The following is a 13,125-nucleotide window of genomic DNA, read 5'->3' as shown; positions in this document are numbered from 1 at the left end:
CCCGCCCGGCGGCGGGATCCGGCTCAGAACGAGGTGTTGATGCTGATGCCGAAGCTCTGCCGGTCGTCGCCGTCCTGATAGTCGATGGGCTTCGCGACAAAGAGCGAAACCGGCACGTTCCCCAGATCCAGCGTCATCGAAACACCGACCGAACTGCGGATATGGCGGCTGTCGTCGATCACGCCGCCCAGGGTGTCGTCCAGCCCCCAGGCCGAGCCGATATCGGCGAAAAGGCCGACCCGGCCGGTCGTGCCAAGCACCTGGTCGATCTCGTGCTGCACTTCGACGCTGGCGACATAGTATCTGTTGGCGCCAAGAAACCAGTCCCCGTCCTTCGGGCCAAGGCCGCGCGGCGCAAAGCCGCGAAAATCCGCGCCGCCGACGAAGAAGCGGTCCACGGCGCGGGTGCTGTTGTCGCCCTCGGCCGAGACGATGCCGCCGCGCAGGCCGACCAGCAGCGAGGTCCGGTCCGCCAAAGCGAAACGCGTATCGGCCGCGATCCGGGTCTCATAGGTTTTCCAGTCGGTGCCGAGCCCCCAGAAATACTGGTCGAGCGACAGGGAAAGGCCCGTGACGAAGCCGGTCCCGCCGGTCTGTGCGGGATTGGTGGAATAGCCCAGGCCAAGCCGGACATAGGGCGCGTCGACGACCCCGGCCTCGCGCCCGAACAGCGCGCTGGAACCCGCGGCGATATCGGTCATCTCGTCGCGGCGATAGCCGATCCCGAACTCGACACGACCGCCATCCGCGAAGGGCAACGCCAGATAGGGCTCGATCAGCACGCGCTTGGCGGTGAAGCCCTGATCGCTGTAACTGGTCTTGCGCAGCTCGGTATCGATGCCGAAATCGAAATCGCCGAAGGCATCGGCGCGATAGAGCGAGGTGCTGAACGACTTCACCTCATCCGAGAAGCGCAGGTCGACGGAGCCGAACGTGCCGGGAAAGAGGTTGTAGCGCTCGAAGTAAAGATTGACCGTCGCGCCATCGCGACTGTCATAGGCCAGGCCAGCTTCGACCAGGCCGGGGCGGTCGTTCAACTCGCTGACCTCGACGACGAGGGTCCCGCCCTCGCCACGCACCGCCACGCTGCGAAACTGCCCGCTGCTCATCAGGCAGTCCTGGACCGCGCGCATGTCCGAGGCGTCGTAATTCCCCGCGACGATCTCGCAGGCCGCCGCAATGTCCGAAGCCGGGATGAATTCGCTGCCGCGCACCTCGACCGCAGAATAGGGGCGGGCCTGGATGCTGCCGACAAAGATCGCCCCCGCGGCAACCGCCAGGACGGCGGCAGAGGTGGCATTCTGCCGGTTCAGAAACTCAGCCATCGAATATTCCCTTCAGTGGCAGCCGAAGACGCGATCCGAATCCTCCCCGGGACCCGAAACAGGAAGTCAGATACCGCAACCTGTGCTTGTCCGCACCCGATTCCTGCCCGCCAGGGCGTGTAAATGTGACAGCGCTCAAAACCTGACGATGGAGGTGCGGGTGATGATTCCCATGTTCACGCCGAAGTTCTGCCCCAGCGACTGAACGAAACTGCCCGCGAAGTTATAGGTCACCGTGACCGTGACGAAACCGTCGGCATCCGGTGCGTTCGGGCAGGGCAGCACGGTCAGGTCGGCGCGATCCAGCAAAAGGCTCTGGCGCGTGAGCATCTCCATCAGCACGGTATCTTCGGCCAGCGCTTTGCAGACATCGGCGGGCGGCTCTGCCCGGCTGAGCTGGCCGATGGACTGCCGAGCGAGTTCATGCGCGACCTGCTGCACGTCGCTTGCCGTCGAAATCAGAAAGCTCACGAAGACGATGAGGAAGAGCAGCGCCAGCACCAGCGGGAAAACGATCACGAATTCAACCGTGATCGCCCCGTCCTCGCGCCGCAGCCAGCCGAGGAGGCGCCCGCGCAGCCCCCTCACGGCGCAAGGCCCGCTTGCGGCGCCGTGACCGGCGGCAGGTAGCGGTCCCCCTTGTCGGGCATGAAGGTATCCGCCGGATGGGCGATCATCGCCGCCAGGTTCCCGGCCGTCGCGCAACCCGCCTCGGCGGAACCGCCCCGGCAGGTGACCTCCACCCCCGTCACCCGCACGACGCGGATGATCCCCTGCGCCTCGGACCGCGGCAATTCGCGCAGGTCGTCGTCCTGCACGAACCGCACGCGCGCCGGATAGGCCGCGAAGATCTGGCCGAGCGTCTTCCTGCGCCCCCCATCCCGTTCCGGCAGGCGGTTCTTCGGAACCGAGACCACCAGCGTATCCTGGCTTGTCAGGCCGAGCGTGTCGAGGAAGGCGCGGATCCGCTTCTGTTCCGCCGCGCCGATTTCGGTCGAGCAGGACAGGAAGGAATAGGACAGAACCGCTTCATGGGTCCGGGGCGAAAGTCGCTCGCCGGGGGCCTGCGGCAGTTCGCCGCCGCAGGCCGCCAGCAGGCCCATGGCCAGCAACGGAATGAAAATTCTGCTGAATCTGATCTGCACTGTCAGGTCCTATTGCAAGATGAAACCGCCGCGCCGGACCTTTGACTGGCCTTTCTCGCCCGGGCGGATCGTCTTGCCGGTCTGCCCGGTGATCAACTGCTCGATGGCGCCGCTGGAGGGCTTCACGCCTTCGACCGGGGTGCGCAGATTGTCGGGGCTGGTGGGCTCGACCAGATAGGGGGTCACGATGATCACCAGCTCGGTCTCGCCGCGCGAGAATTTCGACGAACGGAACAAGGCGCCCAATACCGGCAGGTTCACAAGGCCGGGGATCCCCGTCAACGACTGGGCGCTGTCGGCCTGGAACATGCCCGCGATGGCAAAGCTCTGCCCGCTGCCCAGTTCGACCGTGGTGGTCGCGCTGCGCTCGGTCAGGGCGGGGGCGTCGGCGGTGGAATTGGTCGCGTCGATGTCGCGGACGCGGGTGCTGATCTGAAGCTGGATCTGGTTCTGGTCGAAGACGGTGGGAGTGAATTCCAATTCGACCCCGATCGGCTCGAATTCGGTGGTGCGATTGCCCTCGCTGTCGACGGTCGTATAGGGGACGCGGCCGCCGGCCAGGAAGGTCGCCGCCTCGCCCGAGCGCGCGGTCAGGTTCGGCTCCGAAAGGATGGTGACCAGCCCGTTGCGCGCCAGGGCATCAAGCACCAGGCTGATGTCGCGGGTGCTGGTGCCGACATTCAGGTCCAGCCCGCCCGTGCGCGACGACACCCGCGGCCCGCCCGAGCGCCCGGCGGTCAGGCTGAGGCCCAGATCCTCGCTGATGCTGCGCGACACTTCGGCGATGCGGACCTGAAGGTTCACCTGCGATGCGGTTTCAAGCTCCAGCCGGTTGACGATGATCGCCCTGTCCCCCAGCAGCGCCGCCACCACATCCCCGGCGGTTTCGGCATCGTCGATGGTGCGGACGCGCCCGCTCAGGAACACCGCGCCCTCGACCGTCCTGACCGAGACCGACCCGCCGCTGATCGCGCTTTGCGCCGCCGATGCCAGGCGGTCGGCATCGATCCCGACCGAGATGGTCGTGCTGAGGATCTCTTCGTCATTCTCGCCCAGCACGAAGAGGCTGGTCTCCCCGATGCTGCGGCCGACGATGTAAAGGTAGCGCGCCGATTGAAGGTCGATCTCGGCCACATCCGGGTTCGACAGGAAGACCGCGGTGGCGGGTTGCTCAAGCTTGATGAACTTGGCCTCCGAGACATTCAGGCCAAGCCCGCCGCGCCCCACGCTCCACACCTCCTGCGCGGATGTCGGAGCGGCGCAGGCCAGGGCCAGAAGCAGTGACATCCTGGCCGCGAACATTTTGCCCGACATCCGTATTTCCCCTCCGGTTCTGGCAAATGTCTGCCGGTTTTCGTTCACGCGACTGGTCCTGCCGTCGAAGCGGGACCCGACACCACCAAAAAGCGAACAACCCCCAACCAACACATATCAACAGTTGTGTTTCTGACAAGTGTATCAGCGTAGCCTGGCGCGCAGTATCGGCCGGGTCAGGTAGCTCAGCACCGAGCGTTCGCCCGATTCGATGTCGACCTGCGCCACCATGCCGGGGCGAATCGGCAGTTCTTCGCCGTTGCGCTCAAGATAGCTTTTCTCGGTGGTCACCATGACCCGGTAGAAAGCCTGGACGCCATTGGCGGTTTCCTCCTGCACCGTATCGCCGCTGATCTGCGAAACCGTCCCGCGCAGATCGCCGTAGATCGAGAAGTCATAGGCGGTGATCTTCACGCTGGCGGGCATGCCGGGGGCGATGAAGGCCACGTCGCGCGGCGAGACCTTGGTCTCGATCATGAGCTGGTCGTCGACCGGGGTCACCTCCATGATCGATTCGCCCGGCTGCACGACGCCGCCAAGCGTGGTGATGTTGAGGTTGTTCACCCGGCCGGACACCGGAGAGCGGATCTCGGTGCGGTCAAGCTGGTCCTGCTTCTGGATCAACTGCTGTTCCAAGACGACAAGGCGCCCCTTCTTCGCAACCAGGTCGCGATAGGCCTCTTGCACGTAATTGTTGCGCAACTCGCTGATGCGGCCCTGAAGCTCGGCCTCCTGCTGCTGCAGGCGCAGCAGGTCGATCTTGCTGACCGATCCCTGCTCGGCCAGCGGCGCGGTGATGTCGATCTGGCTCACGATGGCGGCGCGCTCGGCCTCGGCCGCCGCGATGGATTCGTTCAGCTTGGTGCGGCGGGCCTGGAACAGCCGCAATTCGTTGGCGCGCAACTCGCTGCCCTCATCCCCGGCGAAATCGATCCGGTCGCTTTCCATCACCTCGGCCTCAAGCCGGGCGATTTCGGCCTGCAGCGTGTCGATCTCGGCCTTGGTCTCCAGAAAGGCCGAGCGGAAGCGCGTGGCATCCATCCTGGCGATGACCTGTCCCTCGCGCACGATATCGCCCTCATGCACCAGCAATTCCGACAGGATGCCGCCTTCGAGGCTCTGGATCGTCTGCATCCGGCGCAGCGGGATCACGGTGCCCTCGCCCCGGGTGATCTCGTTGATCTGCGCGAAGGCGGCCCAGATCAGCGCGATCAGCAAGGCGGCGGAAACCACCCAGACCGTCTGGCGGGCGGCCACCATGGATTTGCGGCGAAAGCTGCCGTCCAGGTAGTCCGGGCTGAAATCGGTCTGGGTCATTTGACGGCCTTCACCTGCTGCGCCGAAGAGGCCCGCGCAAGATCCATGATCTTTCCAAGCGCGTCGTCATGCGCGACGGCGCCGTCTTTCAGCAGCACCGCCCGCTCGGTCAGGGCCAGAAGTTCGCGCTTGTGGGTGGCGATGATGGCGGTTCGCCCCTGCAGCCAGGTCTTCAGATACTGCACCACATGCTGTTCGGTCACATGGTCGAAGGCGGCAGTCGGCTCGTCCAGGATCACCACCGGGGGGTCCTGCAGGATGATCCGCGCAAGGCCGATGGCCTGGCGCTGCCCACCCGAGACATTGGCATTGCTGTAAAGCGCCATGTCGAGACCGCGCACATGCTTGCGCACATGGCGGCCAAGCCCCACCGCATCCAGCGCCTCGAACAGTTCCTCGTCGCTGTGCAGGCCGTGGTCGAGCTGAAGGTTCTCGCGCAGGGTGCCCTGGAACAAGGCCGCGCTTTGCGGCAGATAGCCGATCTGGCGGCGCCGGTCGATCGGGTCGATCTGCGCCAGCGACAGCCCGTCGAGCAGGACCGAACCCGAGGCCGGATCGGTCAGGCCCGCGATCAGCCGCAGAAAAGTGGATTTCCCCGCCCCGTTTCCGCCCAGAAGCGCGATATGTTCGCCCGGGCGGACTACCAGGCTCTTGATGTTCAGAACCTCGCCGGTTTCCCTGTCATGCGCATAGGTGACATCGGCAAGCTGATAGGCGCCCTTGATCTCCTGCGCCCGCAGATAATGGCGGTCCGCCGGGCGCTCGACCGGCATTTCCATGATCTGGTCAAGATTGTCCATCGCGGCGCGAACCTGCTGCCAGCGGGCCAGAAGCCCGGCGACCTGCCCCAGCGGCGCAAGGGTCCGGCTGGTCAGAAGCGTGCAGGCGATCAGGCTGCCGGTGGTCATGTTCCCGGCGGCGATCTGATAGACCCCGACCACCACCACCAGCCCGTAGCAAAGCTGCTGGGTCGAGGCGGCGACCTGCATCAGGAACGTGGTCTGCTCGCGCGCTTTCACCCCGGTTTCGGCCATGGTCGCGGTCAGTTGCACATAGGCGCGGTGCAGCCGCCCCTCGGCCCGCGCGGCCTTGACCGTCTCCAGATTGGAGACCGCCTCCAGCAAAAGCCCGTTCAGGGCGGCGCTTTCGCGGGTGTTCTGGCGCGAAAGCCTGGCCAGACGACGCTGCATCAACAGGCCCGGCCCGACCATCAGCGTGGCTCCCAGCAGCACCACCAGCGCGACCGGCCCCCCGATCCAGGCGATGATGCCGACGAAGATCAGCACGAAGGGAATATCGCAGATCGCCGAGGCGGTGCCCGAGGTGAAGAACTCGCGCACCGTCGAGAAATCCCTGACCTGGTTGGCGAAAACGCCGGTCGAACGCGGCTGGTGGGACAGCCGCAGATTGGCGACATGTTCGAAAAGCCGCGCCGAAAGCGTCAGGTCAAGATCGCGCCCCGACAGGTCGATCAGCCGCGAGCGCATCATCCGCAGCACGAATTCCAGCGCGATGGCGAGCCCGACGCCGCTGGCGAGGATCCAGAGCGTGTCGAACACCTGGTTCGGCACCACCCGGTCGTAGACCTGCATCGAGAACATCGCGGTCGAGACCGCCAGCAGCGAGGCGACGAAGCTTGCCAGGAACACGTCGCGATAGATCGCCATGTTCCCCAGCACGGCGCCGATGATCCAGTGCCCCCCGTCGGGATCGGTCGCCCCAAGCCGTTGCGAGACCACGTCGATAGGTTTCGACGCCAGAAAGCGGCCGCCATAGGCCTTTTCCACCTCGGCCCGGCTTTTCACCACGCGGCCGCCGCCGGTCTCGGGCAGGACCAGCGTGGCGGTGGTCTCATCCAGCGTTTCCAGCAGCGCGATGTCGCCGTCCCTGCCGAACAGCAGGACCGGCAAGGCCTCGGGCGGGATCGACGATAGCGGGCTCGACGCGATCCGGCAGCTCATGTTGACCCGGCGCAGGGCGCGCGCGCTGGCCGAGATCTTCAACCCGCCCCGGTCGTCGCGGGGCAAGCCGTCGCTCAGCCGTTCTGCCGAAACGGAAATGCCATGCGCCCGGCACAGTTCGATCAGCCCGAGAACAAGAGCATTCCTGCTGTCGCCAACTGCCATGTTTTCCCGCCTGACTGGTTGAGACCCATGCTCTGGATCAGCGAGTGCCGAACAAAAGAGACCCTAACATACCAACAGAGTGTGCGGCAGCATATTCCGTATATTTTCGTTCTTTATATGTCTCAATTTTGTCCATTTCGGCTTCGTAATGATCCCGGCCGGTGGTCAGAAGGTCGATCAGCTCGCGTTTGCCCGCGATGAACTGCTGCTCATATGCGGCCAGCACCTCGCCCGCCTGGTCAAGCTGGCGCTGCTGCGACGCCTCGTTGCCGCGCAGGACGCGGATCTGCTCGACATAGACGCGGACCGTATTCTGAAGGTCGCGCTCCACCGCCTTGAGCCGGGATTCCGCGGCTGCCTTGTCCTGTTCCGCCGCAACCACCGCGCGGCCGCTGAAACTGCTGGAATTCAGGTCGACGCCCGCCGTGATCCCGACCGCGCCGCTGCGCCCGCGCCCTCCGGTCAGATCCTGACGGCCCTGCGCCTGCAGAGTGATCTTGGGCTTGTTCGACGCCTTGGCGGCCTTGATCCCTTCGGAGGCGATGTCGAGATCGGCCTTCGCATCGACATAGGCGGGCGCGATCACGATCGCCGCGATGACATTGGCGCTGGAGGCAAATTGGTCGGTAAATGCCAGGTTAGGGGGGATGCCGGGATTGCTGACCGGCTTTCCAAGCAGGAATTCCAGTTGCGACAGGGTGATCATGCGATCGGCCTGAAGCTGGGTCATCCTTTCTTCCGCGCGGGCGATCTCCAGCCGGGCGCGGGCGATTTCGGCACTGTCCGACAGGCCCGCCAACAACCGGCTGCGCGAGAATCCCTCGATCCTGTTGGCCAGGTCGATATAGTTCTGGGTCTTGGCGATCTTCAGGTCCAGGGTTTCAAGCTCAAGATAAAGCTCGGAAATCTCAAGGCTAAGATCCTCGACCGCCATTTTCAGTTGCGCCACGACCTTGACCCGGGTCAGGGAAGCCGCCGCGATCTGGCTTTTGACCAGCCCCCAGTCGACCAGCACCTGCGACACCGTCACCGTAAGGGCCGGGTCGTCGTCGGTCGTGCTGGTCGCGCCGGAAACGCTGACCTGGGGGCGCTTGCCGTCCTTCGCGATCTCGATATTCGTCGTCTCGCGCGCCACCGCGCGTTGCAGCGCCTCGACCGTCGGGTCGCGCTCGGTCCCGATCCTGACCGCTTCCTTGAGCGACTGGCCGAAAGCCGGGGACAACGCGGCGCAGGCGCCGAGCAGAAAGATCGATCCCGCCCGCAACCTGACTGTGAGGAATGAGAAAAGCACCATGGGCCAGCGCGTCGCCTCAGCCCAGCGGCGGCGAATAGGCCAGGTCACCGACAAGCGCCGCAAGAAGATCCGCGCCGGTATCGCCGAAGGCGCCGGTCCCGGTATCATCCACGAAAGCGACCGGATCGGCCGTCCCGTCCTCAACCAGAAGGCCGTCCTCATCATCGGTCGACAGAATCGCCGTGAGCATTTCCAGCGATTCCGAATCAATCGGCGCTGCTTCCCCGGCATCGCCGGTTTCATCGGTCGCGACCACATCCTCGGTCGGTGCGGGGAAGGGCGCCGCGGCGACGGCGGGCGCATCATCATCGTCTGAACCCCCGACCATGACCACGGCGACCGGGGACATCGAGGCCACGAAAAGCGCCTGGTCCAGCGGCATTCCCGCGAAAGCGAACCCGGCATTGCCGGTCGCCTCGGCCACGGCGGCCTGCGGGGCGGCGGCGGGGGCGTCCGCGCCGACGGAGACATCGATCACCGTCTCTTCATTGCCGGGCAGGCGCGCGGATTCCGCGGGCGGCGCCTTTTCGACCTCGGCCACCTCGGTCCGGGCGGCCGGATCCTGCGGCACGAAGGGCTCGGGCGCGATCAGCCCGGTCACCTCGATCGTACCGGCCGCGCCCCCGTCGCGCAGGCGGCTGTATTCGCCCGCCGGGCCGATGACGAAAAAGTCGCGGATCATGACCTCGCGCCCATCGAGGAGAGTGACTTTGAGATCCGCGCCCGATTTCTCGTAAAAGGCGATTCCGGCAACCCCGCTTCCGAAATAAACATCCGAAGGCACGGACAGCCGAATATCGTCCGAAACGCTGCGCGAAGCGGCGCCGGACTGGTTGGCGGCTATCGTGAAGATCTCAACCATCAGCATGGTCCTCTGGAAAATTCATCCTTGGCATAGGTCAGTCGGCCGATTCCCGCAATGCCATATCAAGCCCGGTCCGGCGGGCGGCGGGCCCGGGTCGCCTCCATAAAAAAAGCTGCCGCACGGGGCGGCAGCCAGGGCCCGAAGCAGTAAGGCGGCACTACCCCAGGAAGATTGTCGTTGCGGCGGGCGGGCGGGCCTGCTTTTCAGAACGGCAGAGAGATGGCGGCGCGCCGGAGGCCCGTTGCATGCGTTCGACCCCCGCCTTGTCCGATCTATGGCCGGTTTCCGGCCCAGATATCAAGACCTAAGTCTGCATTATAGTATAATAAGTATGTATTTGCTGCAGCACAGCCTGTAACAGAAAGTCGACAGCTCCGATGGACGCCGGGCCAATCGCTGGCTAACCTGAGCGGAATTACAACTTATGAGGGCGGAGATGCTTTCACGCCTGGCTGTGCTTCCAGCCATCTTGACAACCCTCCTGCTGGTCGCGGGTTGCAGCCTGTCGGCCTCGGCCGTCAAGCCGCCTCAGGGTGAAACCGAGCAGGTCGCCGAGGCGGCCTGGTCCGTCGGCGACCATGAAGAGGCGGCACGCCTTTTCGAACTGGCGGCGGCAAGGGATCCGAATTCCGTGACCGCGCTGATCGGGCTCGGCAAGTCCTATACCGCGCTCTCGCAATACAACCGGGCGCAGAATGCGCTCTATCGTGCGCGCGAACTGAACAGGCGCAATCCCGAGGTTCACAACCAGCTTGGCAATCTCGCGCTTCAGGAGATGCACCCCAAGACCGCGATCGAGCATTTCGACGAGGCGCTGCGCCTTGACCGCAACAATCTGGTCGCCCTCACCGGCAAGGCGGTCTCGCTCGACTATCTGTCGCGCCACGCCGAGGCGCAGGAGGTCTATCGCCGCGCGCTGCAAACCTGGCCGACCAACTTCCCCCTTCTGAGCAATTACGCCCTCTCGCAGGTGCTGGGCGGCGGCATCGGCGCGGGGACCAAGCTGATGGAGGAATTGCTGCGCGATCCGGCGCATGGCGACACGGTGCGCGCCAACCTGGCGATCGCCTATGCGCTCGACGGGCGGGAACGCGATGCGAGGGCGATGCTTTCGGGCCTGATGTCGGATTCGGATATCGAGGCAAGCCTGCGCCACTACGCCAATGCGAGGAAGGATTATCTTGCGGGCAAGCCCATCGGCTACATGATCTTCCAGTAGCCTTTAGTTAACGGTTTAAGACCTAAGAATGTAGCGCATCTCCTAACTGCCGAGATATACTCACCTTGCGGGCAGGGCCCGGCGAGACAGGCAGGTCAGGAGGCGACAGTGAACAGGACAGGCCGGTTCTCGGGCGGGCAAAGCGGTGCGGCGCATGTTGACTGGCTGGTTATGAGTGCGGCGGTGGTTGCCTTCGCGACAACGGTGGGCGCCGCGTTGAACGCGGGAATCGCCGACCTCGTGACCGCGAGGTTCGACCGGATCATCTCGGACGCGGTTGACGGCATCGGACGCGACAAGACAGATAGAAAACAGGAATATACCCAAGGTTGCAAAGAGCCATGCGCTTCAAAATCGTCGCCTTGATCGCTTGCGGGATCATACTGGCACTCGGCGGTGCCTTTGGCACGTTCCATTATACCCGGGCCCTCGAGCTTGAGCTGGCCTCCGCGCGCGGCAGCCTTCGCGCCTTCGGCGATACCGTCGACATCCCGGTCGCGGCGCAAGATTTCGCGCCGGGCACCCTTCTGGCGGCGGAGAGCTTCGTCACGGTGAAGGTGCCGCAAAGCTATCTGCCGGAAAACATGCTGCGGCTCCTCCCCGAGGTCGGGGAAGGCGAATCCCTGGTCAGCCTGACCAACCTGAAGGCCGGGCATGCCCTGCTCGACACCGATCTCGCCAGGTCGGGCGCGGGTTCGCGGGGCGGGCTTCTGCCGGTGGGCAATGGAAAGATCTTTGCCATCGCGCCGCGCAACCTCGCCGATTTCGGCGGCGCGCTTGCCGAGGGCAGCCGGGTCGACCTGATCTTGACCCGCAATATCGGCGGCGGAAAATCCGAAAGCAGGCTGATCGCCGACGGGCTGCGGGTCAGGATCCCCCCCGCCCCTGCGCCGGATGCCGAGCCGGGCCCGGCCCTGGCCGGAAAGCTGCTGCTGGAGGGGGAGTTCACCGATGCCCTTCGCGGGGTGGTGGCGGGCCAGGACGGGTTTCTGAGCATCCTTCTGTCGGATGGCACGCGCAGCACCGGCAGCGACACCGTGCTGATCGGCCCGACCGATCTTGAGAAGCTGCCGCTCGTGGTCCGGCAGGCCCTCGATCCCGGCCAGGCGGCCCCCTCGCTGATCGGAAGGATCACCGGCGAATCCGGTGCACGGGCGAAATGCCCGACGGCCGTGGTTCGCGGCGGCACCCGATCCGTCAGCGAAGTGCCATGCTGAGCAGGTCGGCACCATCGACCGCCAGCGGGCAGGGAATGCGCCTGTGCTCGATCTGCGACGGGATCGATGCGGTCCTGCTGGTCGCGGCCTATTTCTCGCAGTTCCGCTCCGAGGCGGGGCGCACCGATCTTTCTATGGCCGAGGCGCTGGAACATCTTCAGCTTCACCGCGACGACCGTTTCGACCGGATCGTGCTGGCGCCCAATGCCGCCAGGACGGCGGCGCCCCTGATGTTGCAGGCGCTGGTCGAGGAGGCCCGCCGCCACAGCGACGACGTCGTCTTGCTGCTGCCGCACAAGTCGCGGCTGGCGATCCCGGCCGAGACGGGCGCCGGTCTGAGGATTCTTCACGGCCCCCCCTTCGACGATGCCGACACGGCGCGGGAAAGCGACGGCACAGACGACCAGATACCGCCTGACGAGGCGCCGCCCGAGACCTCGCCCGCATCCTTGTGGAAGCGGCTGATCCCCTGGAAGGAGCGGCCGTCGCAGGGCGCGGCGGCAAAGCCGCCCCCTGCCCCCGAACTGCCTTCGGGGCTGAAATCCGTGATGATCCTGCCGGTCTGCGGCGGGGCGGGTGGCACGACGCTTGCCGTCAATCTCGCGGTCGAGGCGGCGCGGGCCCGGCCGGACCGCTCGGTCTGCCTGATCGACCTGAATCTGCAATATGGCAATGTGGCGACCTATACCGGCCTGCCTGCCAATACCCGCATCGTCGATGCCTATCGCGGGATCGAATCGCTCGACCAGGATGCGTTCGAGATGTGCCTGCAAAATGCCGCCGCCAATCTGCACGTCTTTCCCGGCCCGGGCGAGATCCTGCCCGCCGACGGCATCACCGCCGAACATCTTCGCCGCATCGTCTCTCTGGCGCGCGGCAAGGCCGATCTGGTGATCGTCGATCTGCCGCATCAGGTTGCGGACTGGAGCGGCGCGGCCTTCGAGGAGGCCTCGGCGCTTCTGGCGGTGGCGACGCTGGATGTGCGTTCGGCACAGAACCTGGCGAAACTGCGCGAATTGATGCGGTCCGAGAATCTCGCCTCCGGCAAGCTTCTGTGCCTGCTCAACCGTGCGGCGGCCCGGCGGTCCCATATGTGGGAAGAGGCGCGGGCGCAGTTCGAAAAGGGCAATGGCACCGGCCTTTTCCGCATCCTTCCCGATGGCGGCGGCGCGGTCGCCATGGCCTGCAACGCAGGCGTCCCGCTTGTGGAACATGCGCCCGGCAACCCGCTGCGCATGGCGATCCGCGAAATCGCCGCCGAGCTGGTGGCACAGACGGAACCAAGGCCCTGACCGCAACGGAG

At 65.3% G+C, this 13,125-nt stretch carries 12 protein-coding genes; 4 read left to right on the top strand and 8 right to left on the bottom strand.

All coding sequences use genetic code 11. The annotated features are described in order from the left end of the window. Positions 1-23 precede the first annotated feature (23 nt). The 8 genes from ABNX41_RS07290 to ABNX41_RS07255 all read right to left on the bottom strand — a co-directional run bounded on the left by ABNX41_RS07290 (position 24) and on the right by ABNX41_RS07255 (position 9,383). A complete protein-coding gene (locus ABNX41_RS07290) occupies positions 24-1,325 on the bottom strand; it encodes a BamA/TamA family outer membrane protein (protein WP_438669057.1) in 1,302 nt (433 codons plus the stop codon). A gap of 135 nt (positions 1,326-1,460) precedes the next feature. Then, complete coding sequence (locus ABNX41_RS07285) at positions 1,461-1,913, bottom strand: TadE/TadG family type IV pilus assembly protein (protein WP_438669056.1); 453 nt, start codon at positions 1,911-1,913, stop codon at positions 1,461-1,463. Next, positions 1,910-2,470: a hypothetical protein gene (locus ABNX41_RS07280; protein WP_438669055.1), complete on the bottom strand. Its 561-nt coding sequence runs from the start codon at positions 2,468-2,470 to the stop codon at positions 1,910-1,912. Before ABNX41_RS07280 ends, ABNX41_RS07285 begins: the two co-directional genes overlap by 4 nt. A gap of 9 nt (positions 2,471-2,479) precedes the next feature. Then, a complete protein-coding gene (locus ABNX41_RS07275) occupies positions 2,480-3,784 on the bottom strand; it encodes a type II and III secretion system protein family protein (RefSeq protein ID WP_438669054.1) in 1,305 nt (434 codons plus the stop codon). A 144-nt stretch (positions 3,785-3,928) separates the two neighbouring features. Further along, positions 3,929-5,101: a beta-barrel domain-containing protein gene (locus ABNX41_RS07270; RefSeq protein WP_438669053.1), complete on the bottom strand. Its 1,173-nt coding sequence runs from the start codon at positions 5,099-5,101 to the stop codon at positions 3,929-3,931. Next, positions 5,098-7,227 (bottom strand): type I secretion system permease/ATPase, encoded by a 2,130-nt coding sequence (locus tag ABNX41_RS07265; RefSeq protein ID WP_438669052.1) that lies wholly within the window; start codon positions 7,225-7,227, stop codon positions 5,098-5,100. Before ABNX41_RS07265 ends, ABNX41_RS07270 begins: the two co-directional genes overlap by 4 nt. Before the next feature lie 37 nt (positions 7,228-7,264). Then, positions 7,265-8,521 (bottom strand): TolC family protein, encoded by a 1,257-nt coding sequence (locus tag ABNX41_RS07260; protein WP_438669051.1) that lies wholly within the window; start codon positions 8,519-8,521, stop codon positions 7,265-7,267. Positions 8,522-8,537: 16 nt separating this feature from the next. Next, positions 8,538-9,383: a hypothetical protein gene (locus ABNX41_RS07255; protein ID WP_438669050.1), complete on the bottom strand. Its 846-nt coding sequence runs from the start codon at positions 9,381-9,383 to the stop codon at positions 8,538-8,540. A 439-nt stretch (positions 9,384-9,822) separates the two neighbouring features. Here ABNX41_RS07255 and ABNX41_RS07250 point away from each other — a divergent pair, with 439 nt between their 5' ends. The 4 genes from ABNX41_RS07250 to ABNX41_RS07235 all read left to right on the top strand — a co-directional run bounded on the left by ABNX41_RS07250 (position 9,823) and on the right by ABNX41_RS07235 (position 13,114). Beyond that, positions 9,823-10,605 (top strand): tetratricopeptide repeat protein, encoded by a 783-nt coding sequence (locus tag ABNX41_RS07250; RefSeq protein ID WP_438669049.1) that lies wholly within the window; start codon positions 9,823-9,825, stop codon positions 10,603-10,605. 108 nt (positions 10,606-10,713) lie between these two features. Then, the gene (locus ABNX41_RS07245) at positions 10,714-10,971 is read left to right on the top strand and encodes a hypothetical protein (protein ID WP_438669048.1); all 258 of its coding nucleotides are present in this window, start codon (positions 10,714-10,716) and stop codon (positions 10,969-10,971) included. After that, positions 10,947-11,822, top strand: coding sequence for a CpaB family protein (locus ABNX41_RS07240; protein ID WP_438669047.1), 876 nt, complete (start codon positions 10,947-10,949; stop codon positions 11,820-11,822). Before ABNX41_RS07245 ends, ABNX41_RS07240 begins: the two co-directional genes overlap by 25 nt. Continuing rightward, positions 11,816-13,114 carry a CpaE/TadZ family protein gene (locus ABNX41_RS07235; RefSeq protein ID WP_438669046.1) on the top strand — a complete coding sequence of 433 codons (1,299 nt, stop codon included), beginning with the start codon at positions 11,816-11,818 and terminating at the stop codon, positions 13,112-13,114. The genes ABNX41_RS07240 and ABNX41_RS07235 overlap by 7 nt, the downstream gene beginning before the upstream one ends. Positions 13,115-13,125 lie beyond the last annotated feature (11 nt).

The sequence above is a fragment of the Pseudogemmobacter sonorensis genome, from assembly GCF_042762395.1.
GTDB lineage: Bacteria > Pseudomonadota > Alphaproteobacteria > Rhodobacterales > Rhodobacteraceae > Pseudogemmobacter > Pseudogemmobacter sonorensis.
This window is presented reverse-complemented; position numbering and strand designations above follow the sequence as displayed.